The following is a 25626-nucleotide window of genomic DNA, read 5'->3' on the forward strand; positions in this document are numbered from 1 at the left end:
CGCAAGCTATAATGGAAATTTGTTTTATTATTGTTTAAGTTTTTTCGAAAATACTTGAGAGTTAATATTGTTTTTTATTTGTTGTGTGATAATTTTATTTAAATGGATTAGGGTATTTAAATGAAATTATGAAAGAGAAAAGGCAGTAATTTACGTTATTGCAGGTATTTTAAGTTAAATTCTTTATTATTCTTGAAACTGTTATGACGCTCCAGCATATCGATTACACTGGAGCGCATAAACAAAGCGAGCTAATTTAGCCTATTGTCATCAAACTTGCGTTACCGCCGGCAGCAGCTGTATTCACGCTTAATGAGCGCTCATGAACTAATCTTTCTAACAAGATATTTGTTTCACCTCGTGCGAAACCTTGTACTGAGATTATTGGGCCTTTACGCTGTGCAACGGCTTCACAGACAATTTTCAGTTGATCGCTATCACCATGATAGATAACTGCTTCTATATTGGTTTTATCGTTTTGCCAATCTTTGGTCATTATAATATTTTTACGCACTTTATCTGGAAGCGCTGTATATAATTTTTGATGCAGCTCATCTTCTACCCACAGCGCTTGGCAGCCACTCGCAAGAACACCTGCTAACTGTACAAGGCAATCTTGTTCATTATCGCTAAGACATAAGATAGTGCCGCGAGGTGATAAGGTGTAACTATTTCTTTCACCTGTAGGGCCTGGCAGTAAGCGTGAAGTTCCGGCTTGTGCATGTAGTGCAAATTTGTCTAACAGATTGCTAGCTATTGGTTGCTCTTGTTTTTCAAACCATTTCGTTAATACGTCGAAAGGTTCTAGCAACGCAGGACGAGCACTTGCATCTAATGGCAGCTCTTTATCTTGCCTTTCAAGAGTATGGCAAACTGCATCATCTGGGCGCTCACTCAATAGTCGGTATAAATAAAGTGGTCCGCCTGCTTTAGGGCCGGTGCCTGATAATCCTTCACCACCAAATGGTTGAACTCCAACCACTGCGCCAACCATATTGCGGTTAACATATAAGTTGCCGACTTTAGCTTTACTGACAACTTGATTGATAGTTTCATCAATTCGCGTATGTACGCCAAGTGTTAAGCCATATCCTGCTGTGTTAATTTGATCAACTAATGTTGGAAGATCTTCACGTTTGAAACGTACAACATGTAATACCGGACCAAAAATTTCTTTTTTCAGCTCACCAACATGATCAAGCTCTATCAGTGTTGGCTTGACATAAGTGCCCGCAATTTGTTCATTGCGATCATCAGCATTATCAAATGCAGCTTGGAAAACACTCTTTCCTTTACTGCGCATTTGCTGAATATGTTGCTCGATATTTTCTTGCGCTTCTTGGTCGATTACCGGACCAATATCTGTTGAAAGATGTTCAGGATTACCCATTCTACACTCTTCCATAGCCCCTTTTAGCATACGGATTGTTCTATCTGCTACATCATCTTGCACGCATAGAATTCGTAAGGCAGAACAACGTTGACCAGCACTGTCAAAAGCAGATGCGACCACATCAGTGACAACTTGTTCTGTCAGCGCTGAAGAATCCACAATCATGGCATTTAAGCCACCTGTTTCTGCAATCAGAGGAGTAGGGCGGCCTTGAGCATCAAGCCTTCCAGCAATATTGCGTTGTAATAACCCAGCAACTTCTGTCGAGCCTGTAAACATCACACCACGCACGCGATTATCACCAACGAGTTTGGCACCAATGGTTTCACCTTTACCCGGCAAAAATTGTAGAACTTCGCGTGGAATGCCCGCTTGATGTAATATTGAAACTGCAATTGCGCCAATCAGTGGGGTTTGTTCTGCTGGTTTAGCGAGAACAGTATTCCCTGCTGCAAGTGCCGCCGCAATTTGACCACTAAAGATTGCCAGCGGGAAGTTCCATGGGCTAATGCACACAATTGGGCCTAAAGGGCGATGTGTATTGTTGTCGAAATCGTCTCTAACTTGGGTTGCATAATAATTTAGAAAATCAACGGCCTCTCTAACTTCGGCTATTGCATTAGCATAGGTTTTCCCGGCTTCACGCACCAACACATCCAGTAAAGGTTGTAACTGTTGCTCCATAATATCTGCAGCACGTAAAAGAATAGCTGCACGTTCTGATGGCGGTGTAGCAAACCAGATTGCGCCAGCATCATTGGCAATATCTAGGGCATGATCAGCTTCTTCTAATGTGGCTTCACGCACATGTCCCACAATATCGGAATGGCATGCTGGATTTTTCACTGGCGTTTCAGGTTGCTGCTCGATTGCCGGAGGTGTTCCACCTAATAACGGTTCCGCTAATTTGTCTTGCATTGCCGCTGTTAATAGGGCACTCGAAAGTGAGGCTAAACGATGTTCATTTGATAAATCTAATCCCATTGAGTTAACGCGTTGTTTCCCGTATAGATCACGTGGTAGTGGGATCTTAGGATGAGGTAAACCGATTTGTCCCTCTGTTTTTGAGAGTTCTAAAACATCTTTAACGGGATCAGCCACTAATTCATCAAGTGGAATAGTGGCATCAGCAATGCGGTTAACGAATGAGGTATTTGCACCATTTTCAAGCAGGCGGCGTACCAAGTAAGCTAACAATGTTTCATGTGTACCTACAGGGGCGTAGATGCGACACGGACGATTTAATTTACCGTCAGCTACTTTCCCAACAACTTGCTCATATAATGGTTCACCCATGCCGTGCAAGCATTGGAACTCATATTGACCTGGATAGTAGTTTTTACCTGCAATTTGGTAGATAGCAGACAATGTATGTGCATTGTGAGTAGCAAATTGTGGGTAAATTAGGTTTGGTACAGATAATAATTTACGGGCACACGCGAGATATGAAACATCAGTGTAAACTTTGCGTGTATAAACGGGGTAACCTTCAAGCCCATCTATTTGTGCACGTTTGATTTCACTATCCCAATAAGCACCTTTTACTAAACGGATCATCAAACGGCGTTTGCTGCGCTCGGCAAGGTCAATAATTGAATCAATAACGAAAGGACAACGTTTTTGATAGGCTTGGATGACAAACCCAATTCCATTCCAACCTGCTAATTGAGGTTCAAAACACAGCTTTTCGAGCAAATCGAGAGAGATTTCTAAGCGATCAGCTTCTTCTGCATCAATATTAATCCCAATATCATATTGATGAGCTTGTAGCACGAGGGAGAGCAATCGGGGATAAAGTTCTTCCATAACGCGCTCATATTGTGCTCGGTTATAGCGAGGGTGTAGAGCTGATAACTTGATAGAAATACCAGGGCCTTCATAAATGCCTCTGCCATTTGACGCTTTACCAATAGCATGAATGGCTTGCTGATAAGAGACCATGTAATCTTGGGCATCTTTTTCAGTTAAAGCAGCTTCACCTAGCATGTCATAAGAATAGCGGAAGCCTTTATCTTCAAGTTTGCGGGCATTGGCTAAGGCTTGGGCAATAGTTTCGCCTGTGACGAATTGTTCTCCCATCAAACGCATGGCCATATCAACGCCTTTACGCACAAGTGGTTCACCACTTTTGCTGAGGATGCGATTTAGAGAAGAGGAGAGTTTGGCTTCATTGTGGGTCGAAACTAACTTGCCTGTGAAGAGTAAACCCCATGTCGCGGCATTGACAAACATTGAGCTACTTTGTCCTAAATGGGATTGCCAGTTTCCTGTGCTTATTTTATCGCGAATTAAAGCATCACGCGTTGCTTTATCTGGGATGCGCAATAATGCTTCAGCAAGGCACATTAATGCGACACCTTCTTGCGAGGAAAGTGAAAATTCTTGTAATAGACCTTGTACTAATCCTGAGCGGCCAATACCATTTTTTTGGTTACGTAGTTTTTCTGCAATTGAATAGGCTAATTTATGCGCGGCATCAGCTTGTTCCGTAGGAAGTTGGGCTTGTTGCAATAGCATTGGGATAGCTTGAGTTTCTGGAATGCGATAAGCAGAGGTAATTGCAGAACGTTTAACTGATTGAGGTAAAATATGTTCAGCGAAATCTAAAAACGGTTGATAATTTGATTCTGCGGGTGATTCTTCTTCAGAGATTTGTTGATCTTTATTTTCTTGTCCTACAGAAATTTCAGGCATAATTTGGTTATTATCAAGCTGTTCAAGATAATTGAAAATGGCTTGTTTGATTAGCCAATGTGGCGTTCGGTCGAGGCGCTGAGCCGCAGCTTTAATACGCTCACGAGTACCTTCATCAAGTCTTACACCCATGGTAGTTGTACTACTCATCCCATTTCCTCTAATAAATAGTTAGCGATAATATTCGGTATATCAAGTTGTGTATTACTGAGGTATTTTTGAACGGATTAAACTTATCTCTTATATACAACTTGTATTAATCTGTGTGTAGAAACAAAAATGTTACACATCAATATCACGATGTTGCAACTTTGTGCAACACAAGCATATCGTCTTTTAAGGAAAGTGTGAAACATATCTTATTTTATGAGCTATTAATTCAGTCAATAAAATAATAAATAAAAAATATCCTTAATATTCATTTTGTTATTTATGTGTTTTCATATTGTAAATATAATTGAACAATTAATTTTCTACACTATTAATTTAACATTTGTGATATATCTATCGGTATTAGAATAAAATTGCGTTAATTTCTTGTTAAATCCCGCTAGTTTTGTATAGCATGTAATCGTAGTCGCTTTTCAGAAAGTGCAACACTGAGTAAACACAACACACAATAAAATAAATGATTAAAATTGGCGTGAATGCAATTTTGTGTAACAAACTAATTTTGCAAAATGCTAAAAAAATTGAAGATTAAATCAAAAAACTATTTTATAAATATAACTTTACCCAAAGCATATCGAGTTCAATTAGGTCGATTAATAAAATGATTCCTCAAGTACATAAGTACCTAGATATCTATTGCTTGAATAACTGAATATCAATCTACGTAATAAAACTTGAAATATTGGGTTCACTCTATGGAGAAGACGGATGACAGTAAGCAACCCAATGCTCATTATGTTCATCGTATATATTGCAGGTATGTTACTTATTGGCTATTTAGCCTATCGTTCAACAAAAAACTTTGATGATTATATTTTAGGGGGGCGAAGTTTAGGTAGTGTCGTCACTGCATTATCGGCAGGTGCTTCTGATATGAGTGGCTGGCTATTAATGGGGTTGCCTGGCGCAATTTTCTTAGCGGGAATATCAGAAAGCTGGATTGCTATCGGATTGACAATAGGTGCTTATCTTAACTGGTTATTTGTTGCTGGCCGCTTACGGGTTCAAACTGAAAAAAATGATAACGCATTAACGTTGCCAGATTATTTCACAAATCGTTTTGAAGATAATAGTAAATTACTACGTATTATTTCTGCTGTTGTTATTTTAGTTTTCTTTACTATTTATTGTGCTTCGGGTGTGGTCGCTGGCGGATTATTATTTGAAAGTACTTTTAATATTAGCTATGAAAAAGCCATGTGGTTAGGTGCATTAGCAACTATTGCTTATACTTTTCTTGGTGGTTTTCTCGCTGTAAGTTGGACGGATACTGTCCAAGCTTCATTAATGATCTTTGCCCTTATTTTAACACCAATTGTTGTTATTCTTTCTTTAGGTGGTTTAGACACCTCAATCGAAATTATTAAAGCCAAAAACCCAGAATACCTAGATTTATTTAAAGGACTAAACTTTGTGGCGATTATTTCGTTATTAGGTTGGGGATTGGGTTATTTCGGGCAACCTCATATTCTTGCGCGTTTCATGGCTGCTGATTCACATAGAACTATTCGTTCTGCACGCCGTATTAGTATGACATGGATGATTTTATGTTTAGGTGGAACGACAGCGGTAGGTTTCTTTGGTATTGCCTATTTTCAAATGAACCCGGAATTATCTGCATCAGTTATGGGGAATAATGAGCGGATTTTTATGGAATTAGCGGGGCTATTATTTAATCCATGGATTGCAGGTATTTTATTATCCGCTATTTTAGCTGCCGTAATGAGTACATTAAGTTGCCAATTATTAGTGTGCGCGAGTGCATTAACAGAAGATTTATATAAGCCATTTATCCGTAAAAAAGCGAGCCAAAAAGAACTGGTGTGGGTTGGCCGATTTATGGTTCTATTAGTTGCAGCGATTGCTATTTATATTGCTCGAGATCCAAACAGTAAAGTTTTATCTTTAGTCAGTAATGCATGGGCAGGATTTGGAGCCGCATTTGGCCCGGTTGTCTTATTATCTGTCATGTGGAAACGTATGACTCGTACAGGCGCATTAGCGGGTATGCTTGTTGGTGCAATTACTGTTTTAGTTTGGATGAAATTCAAATGGTTTGGTTTATATGAGATTATTCCAGGCTTTATTTTCGCATCACTGGCAATTTATATTGTCAGCTTAATAACGAAAGCGCCTAGCGCACAAGCACAAGCGCGATTTGCAGAAGCAGAAGCGGAATATAAAACCAAATAGCGTGATTTAATTGAAAAACTAAAAATAAGAAAGCCGAATTATCGGCTTTTCTTATTTTTGCTATTTAATTCTATTATTTAGCAGCTAGATTATGTTTGCGTTTTTTAACACATAGATAGCCGATAAATAAAATAATAAACCAGACTGGCGTGGCGATTAGCGCTTGTCTTGTATCATGTTGAAATGCTAACAACACGACCATAAACGCAAAGAAAATAAGGCAAATCCACGACATAATAATACCCGCAGGCATTTTATAATGAGAGGCTTCATGGAGATGTGGACGGTGTTTTCTAAATTTCAAATAGCTAATTAAAATCATACTCCAAATGAACATAAATAAGATTGCTGATACTGTCGTAACAAGGGTAAAAGCATGCATGATATTTGGGATAAAATAGATCAGTACAATACCGAAGCTAAGGCAAATACAGGTAAAAATAAGCCCAGTTGCAGGTACCGCTTTCTTAGAAAGTCGACTAAATTGTTTTGGTGCTTCCCCTTCTTTTGATAGCCCAAATAACATTCTGCTGGTAGAGAATACGCCACTATTTGCAGATGATGCAGCTGAGGTTAGAACGACAAAGTTCACAATACTCGCAGCAGCAGGTAAGCTTATCAGAACAAACATTTCTACAAATGGGCTTTTATCGGCCAAAATGGTTCGCCATGGCGTGACAGCCATAATGACAATAAGTGATAAGACATAAAATGCAATGATCCTAAATGGGATTGCATTAATTGCTTTTGGTAATGATTTTTTAGGATCACGGGTTTCGGCAGCAGCGGTTCCTACAAGCTCGATTCCCACAAAGGCAAATATAGCAATTTGGAAGCCAGCAAAAAAGCCGCTTAATCCCATAGGAAACATTCCGCCATCATTCCAGAGGTTATTTAATGATGCAGTATGACCCGATGGAGATTGGAAATGGATGATAATTAAAGTACTTCCAACCGCAATTAACGCAATGATGGCAATAATCTTGATCATAGCAAACCAGAACTCAAGTTCACCAAATAACCTTACAGAGACTAAGTTTAAGGTCAGTAAAGTTACTACACAGATAAAAGACGTTACCCATTCAGGGAAGTTGGGTAGCCAAAAGCTGACATAAGAAGTAATGGCGACAATATCGGCAATACCTGTTATTACCCAACAAAACCAATATGTCCAGCCTACAAAAAAGCCAGCCCAAGGCCCAATCAAATCAGCAGAGAAATCACTAAAAGATTTATAGTTTAAATTGGAAAGTAATAGCTCCCCCATTGCTCGCATAACAAAAAACAGCATAAATCCGATTATCATGTAAACAAAGATAATAGAAGGACCAGCAAGAGAGATAGTTTTTCCTGAGCCCATAAAAAGCCCAGTACCGATAGCACCACCAATAGCAATAAGTTGAATATGCCGGTTGGTCAAACTACGTTTTAGCTGATTGCCATCAGCAGAAGAACGTGTAGAGTTAAAGGATTGATTTTCTTCCATATGTTTTCTATCCAAGGAGGTTGTTGGTGCGGCCACAGTATATTTTTAATTGTGTGGCTGTGTTTGCATGAAATATTGTGACATAAATCTCAATTATAGTAAGGAAAACTTACCGCATTGTAAGTAGAGTGGCGATAACTTAATCCGATATTAACCATAAATTAACATTAATAACTAAAAATTAATTAACTCATTAAAAATAGCAGAATAATATTGACTGTGCCAAATTCGAGGAGTTAAATGTACGCCGTTGGGTTGTTAGCTCAGTTGGTAGAGCAGTTGACTCTTAATCGATTGGTCGCTGGTTCAAGTCCAGCAGGGGCCACCAAATTTTAGCTGTTAAATCAGCGCATTAAGCCACTTCTTAGCAAGTGGCTTTTTTGTATCTAAAGTTAAGTGTCTCAAAAGTGTCTCAATGATTTTTTATAGTAAATCTTCTAAGAGGGGTATATGGAACAAAATCTATTGTTTAAAGTAGGTGAGATTAAAACATTTCGTTCTTCGTTCGTGTCTGAAACAGAAAATAAAATTAACGAATTATTATTAACGAAAGAATGGGTTTTAATTAGCTGTGTTGGCGGAACTGATAGAGATGGTTATCCTATACATGAATGGTGTCTAGGAAAAATATCTGATTGATTTCAGTTTTTCATTTCTTCTAAAGCCGCATGGTTGCTGGCTTTCTTAAATTACGCGGTTGATATCGCGATCCAATGAAAGCCACGTAAAATAGAAATTTCTTTTATATTTCATTGTGTTATATTTTTTGCGCGATCCATCCCGTGATCTAAAAACTGAAATCTACTGAAAATCTTTTCACGCATTTCAGTTTGAGATTTTCGGCAACTCCCTAGTATTGGCGCGGCTTGGCGATATGTTTTGTAGAATTTTAAAACTGAAATAATTTTTAGATCCAAATTGTGCAGGCGGGTGCGGTGTAGTGCGTTTTACGTGGTGAAAACTTTTATTTTGTGGGCGCAGTGATTCGCCAGCGCTATGCTGTGGACATGATCCATTTCAATGATTAGGTTCTGTTAGATAATGATTGGTGTGCGCAGTGGGGCGTGTGGGCGGTTTGCTGAGGTGGATATATTAAAGGCTACTGATGGTCAGTCAGTAGCCTTAGTTACGTCTTCGTTATTACAAGAATGAACGAATCAATTTTAGTACAGCTGTAACAGCTTCTAAAACGATGATCAGAGTATCAAATACTTCTTTCATCCGCTTACTCCTTAAAATTAAGGAGTGCGATTAACCTAGCATCACCCATACACTGCCTGTCAGACTAGGCCTCATCTAGTGTTAGTTGAAGAGTGTCGCACAACTTGGCTAGGGTATTAAGTCGGCACCACCCGTCACATAATCAGGACTTTCACTTTCCGTATAAATACGAAATGTAGAATTCCGTTTCCACTAATCAAAAAGAATACTTTTTGATGTGCATAAAGACCATGCTAACGACACTCATCTAACAATTCACAATTATAGGGAGAATTTGAAATGGATCAATCGATTAAATTTGATAATGTTAAAAACAAAAAACCCAACTGGTGAGGTTGAGTTTCTTTATTTTTCAAGCGAATACTTAATGTATTTCACCCTTAGCGGTATAAGGGGGCGCTTAATATAGCGCAACACTCTTCAACTAACGATAAAGAGTTTAATACTTTTGTTATTAAATCTCAACCAATGACGGGCGAATACTTTTCTTTCAAGCTGTCTGATTTGCTGCCAGTGCCCTTGATAACAGCCGCGTTCAGTGGCTCACCTGTATTGTGATGGGTATGTACTGCTGTGAGTTCAGCTAGCTCTTTGACAACGTCGAGTGTGTCCAGCATTAACATTGCAACGTTGATTTCTTGGCTACCAATCCAAACAACGGGGGCAATGATTTGTTGCTGTTCGCCTGCGATACTTTGTTTTATCTGACCAACTTTCTCTATTAGCTTCTGTCCAATTTCTACAGTGGCATTCTGGCCAACATCAACAGTCATGTCTTTTTCGATACTGGCGACATAATTTGATGATGTTGCGATTGAGTAGTCACCCTCGGACAATTGCTGGATTGCCCCGGCTAATAATTTCTTTGTGCCAAGCACGGTTAATGTGTCGTTGGCCTGTACTGTTGTTTCCCTTGCGACCAGTTCGCGCTGTTCTTTGTCCGCTTTGATAGTTCGGAGCATTGATGCTTCATTAATGCTCTGGTCAGTTTCACGATTCCAACTACCGTCTTGTGTTACGCGCTGAAAAACTTCTTTGCGCTGTTGCTGCAATTGTTCCCCGGGTTGTATGTCCGGTAGGGTATTATTTTGGCTGAGGGTTTGCCGGATAAACGGTTTATCTGGCCTGCCACCTTCAAACGCTATCTCAACTAATGTTCCCTCCGGTGGAAACTGAAACATTCCACTCTCACCGCCTGCCATTGGCAAAGGCAAAGGTACAGCTTTATAAGCAGGTGCAGCGGATTCACTACCATCACCATCTAACAATTGCACGTCAACGGCATATTTTGGGCGGAATGGATCAGACATATCACCGGCACGAACTGATTCACTCGGTGATTCAATTCGGGCAAATTTGGGTAAATGTAATCCTGCTGATAATTCGGGGTAAGCTTTATCAATTTGTTTTTGAATTGGGGTTTTATTGTCGGCTTTACCTGTGAGTGGGTTTACCGCTTCCCAATATAAGGTGATATCGTCATTTTCAAGTTGGATTTTATTAACGCGCTGATTGTTTACCACTGTTCCAGCACGTAAAGCTGGGATTAATGGATAAGTGGCGCTGTTACCTGCGGCTTGGCTTTTTGAGAATTCTGCGGGTATTTCGTGGTGATTGCTGTGAAACATGGAATCCGACCAACTGCCGACAAAGACTTTTCCATCAGGCATTTGGTACCAGACATAATCATTGATGCTGAAAACTGCCCCTAAATTGGCTAATAACTGAAAGCCTGTGCCATTGTGGGTAAAATGGGGAATAGGTGTATTAATGTATTTGGCATCGGGTAAAAGAAAGGTTAACCCGCTATTATCTTGTAAAGAGTCAGTGATGGTTTTTAGTGTGGGGTGCTGAAAAGAGCATGGCCACATTTTATCAAATACCCCAACCAATTCCCGAATAAATAGTTTTTGAAAGCCATTATCGGCAGGCTGTGCGCGTTCAACATATCCGGTAAAATAGCGATAAAGCGAATCTGTATAACCTGTGTCAAAGCGAACTAATTTACCTGTGTAATCATTATTTGTTTCAACCGTTAAAAAGCCACGACCACAGGCCGATAGTTCCAGTATGATTTTAGCGTCAACAATATGGACTTCATCACTTGATAAATAACAGCGGCTAATTGGTTTCATTATTATTTATTCCCAAAATCATTAATTGGTTTCAAAACCGTACTTTCAAACCATGTTAATTCGTCTTTTTCTTCTTTTGCTGCGCTTGTTGGCGCCTTCGGGTTGCCTGTTTGCTTTTTCGCTTGTACTTGGCCTGCTGCTCGCGCGTCTTTTTTCTCTGAAACAGACAGATGTTCTCTGAGCGTAAAGGTGATTTGCCAAGCCTGTTGGCCGTCAATTTCGCTCGCGTCGATGTTGCCTGTAAAGGTGCCAATGCGAAAATTAATCGCTTTAGCGGTGTGATTAGCGACACGATAGCGTTTGAGTTTGCCGCTGTCTTTGGCTTCGGCAAGGGCAAATAAACGGGTTAATATTTTATGGTCAGTGAAATTAATCACACCTGTGATGCGCAATTCTTTGGGTTTGATGCCTTGCTCGGCAACGGCAGTGCTGGATGTTTGACCGCTTTGGTCTTTATCCTGAAACTGGACGGACGGATTAACTTTGATGTTTTTCAGCGGAATAGCTTCACCATCAAGGGCGAGTGTGATTGTTGTGTTCTGTGCTGTCGACTGGCTTTGTTGGATCATGAAGCATTCCTTTGAGTGCGGACAGTTCGCTTCCTGCGAACAGTGTTGCTAATGTAAATACTGCGTCAGGCTCAGGGATATCTTTTTGTAACTGTTCAGCTAAATAATCGCCTGTTCCTTTACCTGTAAAGCTCCAAATCACCACGGATTTTCCTAATAAATCAGTGAGTTTATTACCAATTTCTTTAAGTGCATTTTCCCTTGCCGATTTAAAACCGGACATGGCGGATTTCATGGCATCAATACTGCTGGCACTGCCTGCACTGGCTTTTGCTTGTTCTATCAATTGAGCATTAATTGTTGCCCGACTCGTTGAGGTTGATAGTGCCTGCGGTTTCGGTAAGCCGCCAAACTGTTTGCCCGGCAATTGCATTTTGGTGACTTGCAGATTAGCCGCTGTTTTTGCCATCCGCTCAACTTGTGAGAAAATAGGAAGAGGGAAAACAGTCGAAAATTGCTGTAACAGTGACATAAATTCAGATTGTGTCTTTGCACACACCATCATGACGACTATTTCAGTTTCAGCTGTGCCTGCCAATTTTTTTGTAATGTAACTAATGGCATTTTCTGGGTTTAAATAATATCCAGAATCCGATATTAAACCTAAACGATAAATAAATGGGTGAGCAGTCAATACTGAACAAGTTATTTCTTGCATGTTCATTGACATAGATNTATTTCGCTTTCGCCAACTGTTTTCTTTCATTTTGTTCGATAACCCACTAAGATGTTCTTTCGCTTCTTCATCGCTGAACTCTTCATCATTTAAAGCGTGGAATGTAAGTTTCCCTATTGTTCTTAATGCCAATGTTAAACCTTGTGAGGCTTCCTCTGAATTAGCCATTACTTCCTTTAATTCATCGGTATTGAGATTATGTAGGTCATTACGGATCACTGCGTCATAAATATCAGCCATTATTAAGCCCTCCCTGAATAGGTGTATTCTTTGCTGAACTGGTTTGCAGACATAACGACAGGGCAGAAATACCCCACGCGAATAAAGGTGATGCGGTTAAATTGCACCGATAACACTTTCACCGTGTCGCCATTTTGATGAGTGTAGAACTCATTAGGTTGAGGGTTACGCATGGTTCACCTCCAGTTCATCAAGCAATTCCAGTTTTTCAGTTGCATTACCTAACAGGACATTACAGCCAGCTATTGCCTGTGCAATCTCAGCAACACACATGCAATCATCAGCACCGTAGACTTATACATAGCCATAGTGTTACCTCGTATACGCTCAATATAGCCTTTCATAGCTTCGGCCATATTTTTATGGTCTTCACAAGCGGCAACACGGTTTTTACGCCAGTTCTGTATAGCTGCTTTATGCTCTTCTGGTGCGATTCTGCGTAATCGTTCTTCGCACTCAATGAAGTATTGACGGGCTAGCTTTCCTTGGTCGTTACGCTCAACCATAGATAACTCTTTACCCATGTTGAGGCTAACAATGTAATCATGCTCATCTGCTGTCTAAATTTTGTGCTCCCCCGTTTTGGTGAGCTCAAATTTTCAACAATGAAATAATCCGATCCTTCAATAAAACCATATTGTTTAATTCGCCCTTTAATCCAACTTGTATAATCACGCCCAACTTTCAGGAATGAGTATAATTTGCGGCTGCTTACAGTTTGTATTTCTTTACCGTTAATATTGTTATAAATAACTGGAATTAATCTTATCCAAAATCCGCCGTGTGATGTGGCGGGACCAGATGGAGTTGACCAACCGATAAAAGTGCCGTTTGGGGAAGTCGGTATCACCAAAATCAACGGCACCAATTACCAACAAGATTTTACCTTAACGCTCAGTTGCGGGACAGGGTTGGGCAATGCGGTGGCGCTGTATTTGGAATACCGCGGCATGAATGCCCCGTTTGATAATAATGCGTTGCAAACAAACCAAGCGGGTCTTGGCATTCGCTTATACCACCAAGGGGTCATTATCCCGCCGAACAGTGGTACGCCGATAACCATGTCGGATGGCGATACGGCGACATTACCGTTGTATGCCGTGCCGGTGAAAGACCCGAGTCCTTCCGCGACGTTGTATGAAGGGGACTTTACGGCGACGGCCAGTGTGGAGATGAACTACCCATGATGACACAACCAAAAAGCACAATGGCACTGGGTGCCACGTTGTTCTTGGCAAGCCTGATGCCGTTAGCGGCACAGCGGCAAACAGCAATGATATTGAATACAGCGGCACCTTGATTGCGTTGCCATGCACCATTAATCCGCTGTTTGAAAACTTCGGGGTTGATATGGGCACGATTGTGGCCAAGGAGTTGTATTTGCATCAACGCACCACGGGCAAACAGTTTGATTTTGAGTTGGAAGATTGTGATACCTCGTTGGGCAATTGGATCACCGCAACCTTGACGGGAAACAGCAATGCTCAAGGGTTACTCAATTTTGATGCGGGCAGTGAGCGGGCGGGGGCGGATATTGGCATTGAGACCATGAATGGGATGCAATTACCGATTAAYCCGGCWGAGCCGTATCCCGCRCATGCAATACAAGACGGCACAACGACCATCCGATTGAAAGCGTATGTGCAAGGAAACAGTGAGGCAATAGCGAGTCAATCGATAACGCCAGGGTTTTTTACGGCGACGCTGACCTATACCTTGGGGTATGAGTGAGATAACTTTTTTGCTCAATATATTGAAAAATAACTTTATTATTAAATTTACAGTAGAAAGTATTATTTAATAATAGATTATCAAGGAATTTACAATGAGAATATTAATTATTCTATCATTATTTTTGGCACCATTTTTATCATATTCAGCCACAACAATTTCTGCTGCATCAGTATATGGTGCTGATGGGAGATCATGGTCTGCGGGGCCTCATAATTCATCAGCTAATGGTTGGCCTTGTGGTCAATCAGCAGGTAATGTTTTTTGTTATACTGCCTCTACAAGTGAGCTAAATGAGTGGTGTTTATCTTATCCTTCAGGAGGTCCACCTTTTGGAAATCCACCTTCATGCAGTCGCATAAAGAATGGTGGGGTTAGGCAAGGCTATCCATTAATTGTTGAGTTTGAGTCGGGTTCTATTTATGACAAAACCTCGTCTTGTGAAATAAAAATTACTTTTAACAATCTCACTAGAAGCTTTTATGGTAATGGTAGCTTAGCTGGTTTTATCCAGAGTTCATCAGCTACATATACAGGAGGTTCTTGGAAGTATCTTGCCAGCTTTAGTGCAGTATTTAATAATTGTCGTCAAGCCATGATGGATCTTGGAATTAAGCATGGATATGGTTCTAATTGGGATTATAAAACAGAATTGTATACAGCTAATCCGGCTATTATAAATATGTGTATTTATGTTGATAATCAAAGTATAGGATGTAGTTATTCTTATGGAACAGTAACACCACCCGCACCTGCTGTTTGTAATATTAGTGTCCCATTAAATTTAGATTATGGTGTAGTGAACTCAAAAGAGGTTGATGGAACTCAGCAAGATATATCAATAGATTATCAATGTAATAAAGCTGCAACAGTTTCATTTTCTTTGTTGGGTGGAACTCCGAATAATTCAGGTGTAACTCTGAATATGGGAAGTGGCTTAACGTCTGAATTATGCTTTATGTCAGGGGCATCTTGTCCGAGTACTGGAGGTGCAAACATTAAATCAACGGGAACAACTGGATCAGTTAAACTGCAGTCTACACTAAGAGGGACAAACGTTAGCGGGGGGGATTATTCATCTTCGGTTACTGTTGTAAGCGCCTTTTATTAGTTTTTATGTGGTTGTTATAGGAATAGAATATGTCGAGTTTTGTATTAATGTAATGATATGATAATAAAAAATGAAATCAGATAGAGCGTTTTTACAAGATCCAATATTCATCTTTAATGAGAATTATCTTTCATAAGCTGACATTGTTATATTCGTATAAGAATTTGTAGCCACTGTAAGAATAAACGATTCAGTGTTGTTTATCTCAATAAAAAAGTTTATGTTTACTCTAAAGTAATCCCTATCAACAACAGTTGATAGGGATTATGCTTATGGTAAGAGTATTAATTTTTTGAAAAATCATTTTTCCCTCTTTTCCTAACCTATTTTAGCCAAATTTAATTGGATAAATGTGATCTAGGAGGCTTCCTTGATAGTGGATCTCCAGTATGTACTTTCAATTATTCTATGAGTTAGTTAATATTAATAAAACTAATACATAATAGAGGTGATGAGATGAAAACATTAGGCGTTGTTCTTTTAGTTCTAGGTATCATTACCGCTATAATCTCTTTCAATATGGATGTCAGCATTCCAGTGGTACAAGGGCAAAGTGCTAAAGATGCAGGTTTAGCCTTTGATCGACAAAATTATATTATCGGGAGTGTGCTGATTGCACTATTTGGTCTGGTGATTGCAATATTTAGTGATAGAAAAAAATAAGTCATATATTGCTAATAAATAACCATTGGTTAATTTCATGATTTTTAGCCGTTATAGGGAAGGCACTTAATGCCTCCTTTTTTATAGAATCTTAAATTTTTTAAAAATAATCCAATCATATTTTTCTTTTTATAGACGACATGTGATGTAGTTAGATAACTTTGGTTGAATGCTAGAAATGAAGCAGTCATAAATCCAGTTGACATCAGTATAAGAAAAGCTCTTTGCAAACTGAGTTGAAAGAGCTTTTAGGGATGATTACATAACATACAGACTTCCTATTTGCCGTTCTTCTATATCGATGTCGATTTTTTCATCATCTGGCGAATCTACCGTAGCCAAAGATATATAGAAGGCAATCACAATAAGAATATATACGATGAACATAAAAACCTCCCAACAGTTGGGGGGACTTGCTTTCTTTGCTAGTGAACTAAAGAGTTCACTTTAAGAATAAAATAGTTTTAGCAATTTGAAAACAGAAGAATGGAAGATTAGTCCTACTATTTTTAAAGTATTTTTATATATAAAAATCATTTTTTATACTAAAAATCGTATATTACGGATACGTTATATTTGACAAGTGGAATGAGTGAGATAAATTCATACGTAGCTATATTTGAGCACTTAAAAGATAGCTACATTTATCATTAGGATAAAGCTCAGTTTTAAGACGTTATATCGATTTATTGTAGCTAACTGTAAGGTTAACGTCATAACCTAATAAGTAAAGGGCTTGTTCAAGCGTATCAACTTTAGAAGCATGTTCTATGTCTAATAATCGATCAATTTGTTGTAAATTTAAATTTAATTTACGTGCCAAATCCACTTTACGCGTATTTGTATGAATGATGGCATTGTGTAATGCTATCTTTAAGCAACTTAATATGGGTAAGTGAACCTTAATTGCCTCTTTTTCTAGCAAACTTGGTATTGGGATCAATGTTCTTGAAGCAATAAAGCTGTTGAGGCCTTCAATGAGTGTTTCTGCTGCTTCCATTTCAATGTTTTCTTCACTATAAGCAACACCTTGGATATCAGGAAAATCAGGGAAAGAAATTTCATAACAGTCAGTTTCTTCATCATAATCAACGGTTGCTAAATAGTTAAACATACATCACCTTACGAAATAGCCGATTGAAAAATAGTAGAGCTAGCTTAGCAGCAATAGCGACTATTAAGTAGTGTTTTGCCTATTATTATGATTTTTTCCAAATTGAGGTATTTCAAATAATAAAGGTTATTTCATTTAAATATCTTATTTAGACTATACTAAAATTTATCAATATCGATTAATAAAATGAAATTTATGGTCGGAATGCAGGAAAGTTAGCTGATTAATTTAATAAAGAAGCTATAAGATGTTAGCTAATTTAATAGATTAGTTTGTGAAAGATAATTATTCTCACCTTACCAATAATGAATGAATAATATTTCATTTTTTTAGATTAGGAATATCGCTAAATTATATAGCTATCTTTTCAGTTAAATTTATGAGAGTTTGTTTATTAATTATAAATCCTGTAATTATATTGTTAGCATCTATATGCTATGTTTAGTGGCGCTAATATTATAATTTCCTTGAATGTATTTTAAATATAAAAATAACATTGTTTTTTAATGGATTTTTATTTTATGGTTTATTTTTTATAAAACTTGGTCGGACTATCAAAAATAGTGAATGTTTTTCTATTTATTATTTTTTGCATTAAAAAAWTTTTGTTTATGAATATAAAATATTTTTTATGATTAAAATAAATGATGTGTTATCGCGAAAAAAATAAACATAAGTACCTTGAATAGTTGAGCATGAAATGCATAATAAATATCGTCTAATTTTGATATCAGTCAGTTTCAACATTCACTAGACTGCTTGTTTTTAGATATTGTTGTAATTATATGGAAAATATAGCTTATTTAAGGTTTTAATATAGTGTCTTTTTACTATTAACTTGATGTTTATTTAATTAATTATATGAAAAAGTAACGTAGGCTAGTTATCTAGCGATATCTTTATTTTATTTAGAAGTTAGGATATAGGAAAATATTTAAACATTATGTCTGTTTTTTTAACTGCATATGTAGATAATATTTGAAAAGGAAAAATAATGAGCTCAACGAATGATTTTCTGAAGCATATATATGATATTAATCTTTCATATTTACTACTCGCTCAAAAATTGATTGCTCAAGAAAAAGCATCAGCCATGTTTCGACTTGGTATTTCTGATGCTATGGCAACGACGCTAGCTGCTCTATCTTTACCACAATTAGTTAAGTTGGCAGAAACGAATCAACTTATTTGTCAATTTAGATTTCAAAATAGTAACACGATAGAGACCTTAACGCGTGACTCAAGGGTAGATGAATTACAGCAAATTCATACGGGGATTTTATTATCAACACATTTATTGCAAATGAATAAAGCAAGCGATGATGAAATAGAGAGAAAAAGATGAGTAGCTTAGCTGAAAAAAGTATTATTAAAGAAGCTAGTGATATCTGTCTTGCGATGGAATTAATTTCTCTAGGAGCTCGTCTTCAAATGTTGGAAAGTGAAACACGAATTAGTCGAGGAAGATTAATTCGTTTATATAAAGAATTGAGAGGGTGTCCACCGCCAAAAGGAATGTTAACATTTTCAACGGATTGGTTTATGACCTGGAAACATAATATTCATTCATCTATGTTTTATAATGCTTACCAGTTCTTAATCAATACTGGATATTGTGTTGGTATTGATGCTATTTTAAAAGCATATAAACTTTATATTGAACAATGTATTCCTGGTGGTAATGAAGAACCATTATTAGCATTAACTCGAGCATGGACTTTAGTTCGATTTGTTGATAGCGGTATGTTGCAAAGTTCTATATGTTGTGGTTGTGAAGGTTTTTTTATTACTTATGCCCATATTCCTCAAAATAGTTTTACTTGTAGTTTGTGCAACCCCCCATCTCGTGCAATAAAAAAACGTAAACTTTCCGAGCATCTAGCCGATATTACGCTATATCGTCATGATGGCATTACTAAAGCGGTAATGTAATTGGATTAATTTGGTAAATAGGTAATAACACCATCTATTCATCCTAATAAATTCCCTTTGACTGCCATCTTTTACATTTCTGAGTTGAAGGGAATACTGTGTTAATACTTATAGGATATATGATTATTGTAGGAGCCGTTCTTGGGGGATATTTAATGGTAGGAGGTTATCTTGGTGCACTTTATCAACCAGGTGAGTTTCTTATTATTTTAGGAGCAGGCTTTGGAGCATTTATTGTTGGAAATAGTGGTAAATCAATTATCGCATTAGGCAAAATTCTTCCCTATTTATTTCATCGATCATCTTATAACAAATTAATGTATATGGATCTCATGGCGTTATTATTTCAATTATTGAATAAGGTACGTCAAGATGGATTATTGACTCTCGAAAAAGAGATTGAAAATCCACGAATAAGCACTATTTTCTTGCAATATCCTCGAATATTAAAGGATAAGACTATCTTAACTTTTGTTATTGATTATTTACGTATTATGGTAAGCAATAATCTTCAATGTCATGAAATTGAAGTATTAATGGATGAAGAATTAGAAACATTTCGTCAGGAAAGTGAAGTTCCAGCATTAAGCCTTAATCAGATTGGAGATTCAATGCCTGCTTTTGGTATTGTTGCCGCTGTTTTGGGAATGGTTAATGCATTAGGTTCGGCAGATCGGCCAGCAGCAGAATTAGGCGGCTTAATTGCTCATGCAATGGTGGGAACCTTACTTGGGATATTAATTGCATATGGTTTTATTCTCCCATTAGTTGCTTTGATTCGCTTGCGAAGTAGTGAACAGTTAAAAATGCAAGAATGTATCAAGGTAACCTTTCTCTCTGCATTACAAGGATACGCGCCACAAATAGCAGTAGAGTTTGGCCGAAAAATTCTCTATAGCTCAGATCGCCCCTCTTTTCTTGAATTAGAAAATAAAGTTCGTGAAGTGAGAAAGTCTTCATCTACACAGAAAGAGAAATAATCGTTCAATGAAAGTAAATCCTGAAAGCATAATTCGTATTAGAAAGCGCGTTGGTCGCCATAGCCACTATCATTCTGGTTCTTGGAAAATAGCTTATGCTGATTTTATGACAGCAATGATGGCTTTTTTTTTAGTTATGTGGCTTATTTCAATCTCTAGCCCACAACAATTAACACAATTAGCAGAATATTTTCGAACTCCATTAAGAACTGCTATTAATTCGGGTAGCCAAAGTGGTGATTCGATTAACCCAACCCCTGCCGCTGGAAAAGATATTATTTTTCGAGATAGTAGAACTTTAGTTGAAATAAACGATCATAAAAGTAAACAGAAAAAGTATCATTTCGAAAGATTAAAAAAATCTTTAAATCAAGCAATCTTATCTGATCCGCGCTTAAATCGGTTAAAGCCACATTTATTTATTGATATTGTGGATGAAGGGTTGCGTCTTCAAATAGTTGATAGTGTAAATCGTCCTATGTTTATGATCGGGTCAGCCCAAGTTGAGCCTTATATGCGGGATATTTTACATGCTATAGCACCGCTTCTTAATGCTGTACCAAATAAAATAAGCCTTTCGGGTCATACAGATGATTTACCTTATATAAATGAGAAAAATTACAGTAATTGGGAATTATCAGTAGATAGAGCAAATACATCACGACGTGAATTGATTATTGGAGGATTAAACCCTCAAAAAATTCTGAGGGTGGTGGGGATGGCCTCAAGTGTTCATCTAGATAAGAATAATGGTTTATCGCCAATTAACAGGCGTATTAGTATTATAGTGCTGAGTGATATTGAAGAAAAACAACTGTTGCATGAATTTGAAAATGAAGTACTGCTAAATGAAATATCAGGAAGTCGCAGTATTGAATAATCTATTATAGATTTCAGTTCACGGTATTTTTTTCTATGTCTATTTATCAATAAGTTCATGATTTCTATGAAATATATCTATATCATTATAATGTGGCTTTAATCTGAAAATTATTTTTATAAATCTGGTAATGGAGGTTTAATAACAGAATAACATTTGTAATTTTTATTTATTTCCTGCCATTGTTTTTTTGACATTCTGTCATGCTATTGCACAAGTACCACTGTTTTATTAAACAAGGAAACTTTGTGTCGGATGAAAGTGATGTAGAAAAAACAGAAGAACCTACCCCCCAAAAAAACAAAAAGCAAAAGATGATGGACAAATAGTACGCTCAAGAGAGCTGAATTCATTAATTATGATGTTTTCTGGTACTGGCTTTATATGGATCAATACCGATACGTTGGCTGGTGAATTACAGAAAATTTTTCGACATAGTTTTATTTTTGATGGGCGTACAATACAAAATAGTTTATTGATGACAAGCTATTTTAGTCAGATGGTAATTGATGCACTTTTGGCTTTATTTCCTCTCATTGGCGGATTAGCCATCGTTGGTATATCTGCGTCCTCTTTAGTAGGGGGACTCATATTTAATACTAAACTGATTAAATTGGATGGAAAAAAACTTGATTTAATAAAAGGATTAAAACGAATTTTTTCTATTAATGCTCTTTCTGAATTATTTAAAACAATATTGAAATTATTATGTGTTGGCTTAGGTTTAATGATTTTTATATGGCAAAACGGTTTATCATTTTTGCATTTAATCATGGAGCCACCTGAAATAGCACTAGGTCACGTTTTTAATAAAGTAATTTATGTCAGTTATTTAATTATATTTTTATTGATTCCTATGGTTGCATTTGATGTTTTTTACCAACTTCGCGCTCACTTAAAAAAGCTTCGTATGAGTCGCCAAGAAATTAAAGATGAATTTAAACAACAAGAAGGTGATCCACAATTAAAAGCAAAGATACGGCAGCAACAACGCGCTATAGCACATCGTCGTATGATGGCTGATGTTCCATATGCCGATGTGATAATAACGAATCCAACTCATTATGCGGTAGCGCTGAAATATGATGATAAAAAAATGGAAGTTCCTAAAGTACTTGCAAAAGGCGCGGGATTAATTGCACAGCGTATAAAAGAAATTGGTGTAGAACAAAGAATATCCCAGCTTGAAGCACCACCACTTGCACGCGCATTGTACCGGCATACTGAAGTTGGTCAGAATATTCCTGTCGCTTTGTATGCTGCTGTTGCAGAAGTATTAGCATGGGTTTACCAATTACGTCGCTGGCGTCGTGAAGGTGGTCTCAAACCAAGAAAACCGAAAAAATTACCCGTACCACCTATATTAGATTTTATTGGAGATAATAATTGCGATGGTTAATTTGGCGACATTACTAAAAATACCAAAAAATGTACAAAGTACACAATGGCAAATTCTTGCAGGACCCATTCTAATTCTACTTATATTATCAATGATGGTATTGCCGTTACCGGCATTTATTTTAGATTTACTTTTTACCTTTAATATTGCGTTATCCATCATGGTGTTATTGGTTGCTATGTTTACTAAGCGAACGCTTGATTTTGCAGCTTTCCCGACCATTTTACTTTTTGCTACTTTATTACGCTTGTCGCTAAACGTTGCATCTACCCGAATTATTTTACTTGATGGGCATAATGGATCAGCAGCGGCAGGGAGAGTTGTTGAAGCATTTGGTCATTTTCTTGTGGGGGGGAACTTTGCAATTGGCATTGTGGTTTTTATCATTTTAGTTTTGATTAATTTTATGGTCATTACCAAAGGGGCGGGCCGTATAGCTGAAGTAGGGGCTCGATTTGTATTAGATGGTATGCCAGGCAAGCAAATGGCGATTGATGCAGATTTGAATGCTGGAATCATTAATGAAAATGAAGCTAAAAAAAGACGAGTTGAAGTCACTCAAGAAGCTGATTTTTATGGCTCTATGGATGGTGCAAGTAAATTTGTTCGTGGCGATGCTATTGCAGGGATCATGATTATGGTGATTAATGTGGTAGGCGGTTTAATTATTGGTGTGGGTCAACATGATTTGACTTTAGGTGATGCAACGAGTGCTTATACTTTACTTACCATTGGGGATGGTTTAGTGGCTCAAATACCCGCATTGATTATCTCGACAGCAGCAGGTGTGATTGTTACACGCGTTGCGACTGATGAAGATGTAGGCGAACAGATGGTTAGCCAATTATTTAATAACCCAAGAGTAATGTGGCTGAGTGCAGGTGTTTTAGGATTAATTGGTTTGATCCCCGGAATGCCAAATTTTGTTTTTTTACTTTTCACTGCTGTGCTAGCAGGACTTGGCTGGTATTTACTCCAGAAAACGCAATATTCAAACAATTTATCTGCTGAAGTTCAGGAAAACGTATTTCAAGAAGCGAATAAGATGGTTGAAGCAACATGGGAGGATGTGCAGTTAGAAGATGTGCTGGCAATGGAAGTTGGGTATCGCTTGATCCCGTTGGTAGACAATGATCAGCAAGGTGAACTTCTTGGGCGTATTCGCGGGTTGAGAAAAAAATTCGCAAAAGATATTGGTTATTTACCTCCAGTGATACATATCTGTGATAACTTGGAATTATCACCTTGCGAATATAGAATATTAATTAAAGGTGCTGAGGTTGGTCGTGGCGAAGTTCAGCCAGAGCGAATGTTAGCAATCGACCCTGGAAATGCCATTGGTACATTAGATGGTGATATGACAAATGAGCCAACATTTGGTTTACCAGCAATATGGATTGATGAAGATTATTTAGAACAAGCACAAACTCAAGGCTATACAGTTGTTTCAGCTAGCACAGCGATAGCCACGCACTTTAATCAAATCTTATTAAAAAATTCAAGTATTTTATTTGGGCGTCAAGAAGCACAAATGCTGTATGAGAGAGTCAAAAAAGAGCTGCCAAAATTATCTGATGATTTAATACCAGACATAATTTCACTTTCAACTTTGCACCGTGTATTACAAAACCTATTAAATGAAGATATTCCTATTCGTGATATGCGCACGATTCTGGAAACATTAATAGAAATGGTGGGTGAAAATGGCGAAAATAAACAGATTGATTATTTAACGGCACAAGTGCGGATTGCACTTGGAAGATCCATTACACAACAATTGTTTGGTAATGAGCAAGAATATCAAGTCATTGGGCTGGATACTTGTCTTGAGACAATTTTATTACAGGCTACTAAAAATGGCGGTGCTATTGAGCCAAATTTAGCAAATTTAATTCAAGTGCAAATTGAAGAAGCGATTAGCCATCAAGAGACGATTTGCGCTTCGGTAGTATTAGTTGTGCATCATGAATTACGCTTGTTATTATCACGATTTTTACGACGTACTTTGCCACAATTAGCTGTCATATCTTATCTAGAATTAAATAGTCATTGTAAAATTAAGATCACATCACTCATCAAAGGTGAATAACACATTATTTAATTATATTTTGTCCTATTTCTCTACGTTATTTTATTATTATGGTAGGGGAATAGGTTTAGTCGATTACGCTTAGCAAATACTAAAAGTAGATTATTATATTTAATTATGTTTTCAATAATGATAAAATCTATTTATTATAAAAATAATTTATATGAATTTTTATATTTTAAATGAAGGAGGTATTTATATGGAAATAATAATTGATGCGGTATTTTTTATGGGTAAAATGATAGATTGGCGTGTGTCAGTCATATTGTGTCTGTTTCTATTATGGTGTTCGCAAAAAACAATAAATAAATTTCCAAGTGTTTTGTTTTTTATTTTATCAATGGTTTTTATATTGCCGTATTTTATTGTTGGTATGAATATTTTATTTATTATGATTGTGGATACAACGTTAAGTCTTTAGTTATTAGCAATAACCTTTAAATGATGTCATTATCTGATGAAAATCAGGAAGTAAAAGACATCAAATTGAGAAATTTTTGCCTAAAAGTGTATCAGGTTTTTCTAAACCATTAGCAGAGTATGTTGATTGGCTATGATATTTTCTCATGAGATTAATTTGTTGATGATTAAATTCCATATAGCATTTTAATATTTTATTATTTTGGGAATTTTGATTCTTAAGTGAGACAGTAATTTTTTTTATTGAGCACCATAAATTATGTAATACAGTATTTTCTTGATAAGGTTCTTGTATATTAAAGTTTTGTTCAATATGAAATCGTTTTTTTTCATTATTTTCTATAATATTAATTAATACACGTTTCTTTTCTAGCAACTCTTGGAGTTGGTTTGTCGGAGTTGGGTGTTGATTTAAAAATTCACACTCCTTTTCCATGATAAAGTAGAGAGATTGTAAATTTGTCAACTGATGTTCTAATAGATCTTGTAGATTATCGTTCATTTTTAATTTTAATATTTAATGTGTTAT

21 protein-coding genes, 1 tRNA gene and 1 pseudogene are annotated in these 25626 nt (G+C 37.2%); 13 read left to right on the forward strand and 10 right to left on the reverse strand.

Annotation, left to right across the window (positions count from 1 at the left end; genetic code table 11):
- Window positions 1-256: 256 nt before the first annotated feature.
- Complete coding sequence (gene putA / locus OO7_RS07375; RefSeq protein ID WP_008915327.1) at window positions 257-4237, reverse strand: trifunctional transcriptional regulator/proline dehydrogenase/L-glutamate gamma-semialdehyde dehydrogenase; 3981 nt, start codon at window positions 4235-4237, stop codon at window positions 257-259.
- A gap of 729 nt (window positions 4238-4966) precedes the next feature.
- Between putA and putP the strand changes: the two genes are divergently transcribed.
- Window positions 4967-6451 carry a sodium/proline symporter PutP gene (gene putP, locus OO7_RS07380; RefSeq protein WP_008915328.1) on the forward strand — a complete coding sequence of 495 codons (1485 nt, stop codon included), beginning with the start codon at window positions 4967-4969 and terminating at the stop codon, window positions 6449-6451.
- A 73-nt stretch (window positions 6452-6524) separates the two neighbouring features.
- Here the strand turns inward: putP and cycA are convergent, their stop codons facing one another.
- Window positions 6525-7937: a D-serine/D-alanine/glycine transporter gene (gene cycA, locus OO7_RS07385; protein WP_008915329.1), complete on the reverse strand. Its 1413-nt coding sequence runs from the start codon at window positions 7935-7937 to the stop codon at window positions 6525-6527.
- Window positions 7938-8195: 258 nt separating this feature from the next.
- Here cycA and OO7_RS07390 point away from each other — a divergent pair.
- Together OO7_RS07390 and OO7_RS17455 are read left to right on the forward strand one after the other, a co-directional pair.
- Window positions 8196-8265 (forward strand) — tRNA-Lys (locus OO7_RS07390).
- A 122-nt stretch (window positions 8266-8387) separates the two neighbouring features.
- The gene (locus tag OO7_RS17455) at window positions 8388-8576 is read left to right on the forward strand and encodes a hypothetical protein (protein ID WP_008915330.1); all 189 of its coding nucleotides are present in this window, start codon (window positions 8388-8390) and stop codon (window positions 8574-8576) included.
- Between the two features lie 1043 nt (window positions 8577-9619).
- On the opposite strand, the gene OO7_RS07400 is transcribed toward OO7_RS17455, so the two are convergent.
- The 5 genes from OO7_RS07400 to OO7_RS07415 all read right to left on the reverse strand — a co-directional run bounded on the left by OO7_RS07400 (window position 9620) and on the right by OO7_RS07415 (window position 13643).
- Window positions 9620-11293, reverse strand: coding sequence for a type VI secretion system Vgr family protein (locus OO7_RS07400; protein ID WP_008915331.1), 1674 nt, complete (start codon window positions 11291-11293; stop codon window positions 9620-9622).
- A 2-nt stretch (window positions 11294-11295) separates the two neighbouring features.
- Complete coding sequence (locus OO7_RS07405; protein WP_008915332.1) at window positions 11296-11862, reverse strand: baseplate complex protein; 567 nt, start codon at window positions 11860-11862, stop codon at window positions 11296-11298.
- 918 nt (window positions 11863-12780) lie between these two features.
- Window positions 12781-12951 carry a DUF4222 domain-containing protein gene (locus tag OO7_RS16475; protein ID WP_008914741.1) on the reverse strand — a complete coding sequence of 57 codons (171 nt, stop codon included), beginning with the start codon at window positions 12949-12951 and terminating at the stop codon, window positions 12781-12783.
- A 69-nt stretch (window positions 12952-13020) separates the two neighbouring features.
- Window positions 13021-13284, reverse strand: coding sequence for a hypothetical protein (locus OO7_RS17615; RefSeq protein WP_419177250.1), 264 nt, complete (start codon window positions 13282-13284; stop codon window positions 13021-13023).
- On the reverse strand, window positions 13254-13643 hold the full coding sequence (locus OO7_RS07415; protein WP_419177236.1) for an antA/AntB antirepressor family protein: 390 nt from the start codon (window positions 13641-13643) through the stop codon (window positions 13254-13256). The genes OO7_RS17615 and OO7_RS07415 overlap by 31 nt, the downstream gene beginning before the upstream one ends.
- Here OO7_RS07415 and OO7_RS07420 point away from each other — a divergent pair.
- The 4 genes from OO7_RS07420 to OO7_RS07435 all read left to right on the forward strand — a co-directional run bounded on the left by OO7_RS07420 (window position 13567) and on the right by OO7_RS07435 (window position 16283).
- Window positions 13567-13965 (forward strand): fimbrial protein, encoded by a 399-nt coding sequence (locus OO7_RS07420; protein WP_236620677.1) that lies wholly within the window; start codon window positions 13567-13569, stop codon window positions 13963-13965. The genes OO7_RS07415 and OO7_RS07420 overlap by 77 nt on opposite strands.
- 109 nt (window positions 13966-14074) lie before the next feature.
- Window positions 14075-14509: a fimbrial protein gene (locus OO7_RS07425; protein ID WP_236620678.1), complete on the forward strand. Its 435-nt coding sequence runs from the start codon at window positions 14075-14077 to the stop codon at window positions 14507-14509.
- Window positions 14510-14603: 94 nt separating this feature from the next.
- Window positions 14604-15620, forward strand: coding sequence for an MrpH family fimbial adhesin (locus OO7_RS07430; protein WP_008915336.1), 1017 nt, complete (start codon window positions 14604-14606; stop codon window positions 15618-15620).
- A gap of 456 nt (window positions 15621-16076) precedes the next feature.
- Window positions 16077-16283 carry a hypothetical protein gene (locus OO7_RS07435; protein WP_008915337.1) on the forward strand — a complete coding sequence of 69 codons (207 nt, stop codon included), beginning with the start codon at window positions 16077-16079 and terminating at the stop codon, window positions 16281-16283.
- A gap of 258 nt (window positions 16284-16541) precedes the next feature.
- Here OO7_RS07435 and OO7_RS17245 read toward each other — a convergent pair whose 3' ends face one another.
- Both OO7_RS17245 and OO7_RS07440 read right to left on the reverse strand, forming a co-directional pair.
- Complete coding sequence (locus OO7_RS17245; protein ID WP_269077548.1) at window positions 16542-16670, reverse strand: hypothetical protein; 129 nt, start codon at window positions 16668-16670, stop codon at window positions 16542-16544.
- Between the two features lie 289 nt (window positions 16671-16959).
- Entirely contained in the window at window positions 16960-17397 is a 438-nt protein-coding gene (locus OO7_RS07440) for a type II toxin-antitoxin system HicB family antitoxin (protein WP_008915338.1), read from the reverse strand.
- Window positions 17398-18391: 994 nt separating this feature from the next.
- On the opposite strand from OO7_RS07440, the gene flhD reads away from it, so the two are divergent.
- The 6 genes and pseudogenes from flhD (at window position 18392) to flhA (ending at window position 24677) form a co-directional block, all read left to right on the forward strand.
- Window positions 18392-18742 carry a flagellar transcriptional regulator FlhD gene (gene flhD, locus OO7_RS07445; protein ID WP_008915339.1) on the forward strand — a complete coding sequence of 117 codons (351 nt, stop codon included), beginning with the start codon at window positions 18392-18394 and terminating at the stop codon, window positions 18740-18742.
- Window positions 18739-19329: a flagellar transcriptional regulator FlhC gene (gene flhC, locus OO7_RS07450; RefSeq protein ID WP_008915340.1), complete on the forward strand. Its 591-nt coding sequence runs from the start codon at window positions 18739-18741 to the stop codon at window positions 19327-19329. Before flhD ends, flhC begins: the two co-directional genes overlap by 4 nt.
- 98 nt (window positions 19330-19427) lie before the next feature.
- A complete protein-coding gene (motA, locus tag OO7_RS07455; protein WP_008915341.1) occupies window positions 19428-20309 on the forward strand; it encodes a flagellar motor stator protein MotA in 882 nt (293 codons plus the stop codon).
- A 7-nt stretch (window positions 20310-20316) separates the two neighbouring features.
- Window positions 20317-21189, forward strand: a complete 873-nt coding sequence (gene motB / locus OO7_RS07460; protein ID WP_008915342.1) for a flagellar motor protein MotB — start codon at window positions 20317-20319, stop codon at window positions 21187-21189.
- Window positions 21190-21437: 248 nt separating this feature from the next.
- Window positions 21438-22588 (forward strand): annotated as a pseudogene (gene flhB / locus OO7_RS07465) (flagellar biosynthesis protein FlhB).
- Complete coding sequence (gene flhA, locus OO7_RS07470) at window positions 22581-24677, forward strand: flagellar biosynthesis protein FlhA (protein WP_008915345.1); 2097 nt, start codon at window positions 22581-22583, stop codon at window positions 24675-24677. The pseudogene flhB and the gene flhA overlap by 8 nt, the downstream one beginning before the upstream one ends.
- A 481-nt stretch (window positions 24678-25158) precedes the next feature.
- On the opposite strand, the gene OO7_RS07480 is transcribed toward flhA, so the two are convergent.
- On the reverse strand, window positions 25159-25599 hold the full coding sequence (locus tag OO7_RS07480; protein WP_008915347.1) for a flagella synthesis protein FlgN: 441 nt from the start codon (window positions 25597-25599) through the stop codon (window positions 25159-25161).
- Window positions 25600-25626 lie beyond the last annotated feature (27 nt).

The sequence above is a fragment of the Providencia sneebia DSM 19967 genome (genome assembly GCF_000314895.2).
Taxonomy (GTDB): Bacteria; Pseudomonadota; Gammaproteobacteria; order Enterobacterales; family Enterobacteriaceae; genus Providencia; species Providencia sneebia.

Excerpts from the sequence above, each read along its gene's own strand:
- OO7_RS07435 (WP_008915337.1), top strand. The coding sequence starts at position 16,077 with ATGAAAACATTAGGCGTTGTTCTTTTAGTTCTAGGTATCATTACCGCT.
- OO7_RS07430 (WP_008915336.1), top strand. The coding sequence starts at position 14,604 with ATGAGAATATTAATTATTCTATCATTATTTTTGGCACCATTTTTATCA.
- OO7_RS07405 (WP_008915332.1), bottom strand. The coding sequence starts at position 11,862 with ATGATCCAACAAAGCCAGTCGACAGCACAGAACACAACAATCACACTC.
- cycA (WP_008915329.1), bottom strand. The coding sequence starts at position 7,937 with ATGGAAGAAAATCAATCCTTTAACTCTACACGTTCTTCTGCTGATGGC.
- OO7_RS17615 (WP_419177250.1), bottom strand. The coding sequence starts at position 13,284 with ATGGTTGAGCGTAACGACCAAGGAAAGCTAGCCCGTCAATACTTCATT.
- OO7_RS17245 (WP_269077548.1), bottom strand. The coding sequence starts at position 16,670 with ATGTTCATCGTATATATTCTTATTGTGATTGCCTTCTATATATCTTTG.
- OO7_RS16475 (WP_008914741.1), bottom strand. The coding sequence starts at position 12,951 with ATGCGTAACCCTCAACCTAATGAGTTCTACACTCATCAAAATGGCGAC.
- flhD (WP_008915339.1), top strand. The coding sequence starts at position 18,392 with ATGAGCTCAACGAATGATTTTCTGAAGCATATATATGATATTAATCTT.
- flhC (WP_008915340.1), top strand. The coding sequence starts at position 18,739 with ATGAGTAGCTTAGCTGAAAAAAGTATTATTAAAGAAGCTAGTGATATC.
- OO7_RS07480 (WP_008915347.1), bottom strand. The coding sequence starts at position 25,599 with ATGAACGATAATCTACAAGATCTATTAGAACATCAGTTGACAAATTTA.
- OO7_RS07400 (WP_008915331.1), bottom strand. The coding sequence starts at position 11,293 with ATGAAACCAATTAGCCGCTGTTATTTATCAAGTGATGAAGTCCATATT.
- OO7_RS17455 (WP_008915330.1), top strand. The coding sequence starts at position 8,388 with ATGGAACAAAATCTATTGTTTAAAGTAGGTGAGATTAAAACATTTCGT.
- putA (WP_008915327.1), bottom strand. The coding sequence starts at position 4,237 with ATGAGTAGTACAACTACCATGGGTGTAAGACTTGATGAAGGTACTCGT.
- flhA (WP_008915345.1), top strand. The coding sequence starts at position 22,581 with ATGGTTAATTTGGCGACATTACTAAAAATACCAAAAAATGTACAAAGT.
- OO7_RS07440 (WP_008915338.1), bottom strand. The coding sequence starts at position 17,397 with ATGTTTAACTATTTAGCAACCGTTGATTATGATGAAGAAACTGACTGT.
- putP (WP_008915328.1), top strand. The coding sequence starts at position 4,967 with ATGACAGTAAGCAACCCAATGCTCATTATGTTCATCGTATATATTGCA.
- motB (WP_008915342.1), top strand. The coding sequence starts at position 20,317 with ATGAAAGTAAATCCTGAAAGCATAATTCGTATTAGAAAGCGCGTTGGT.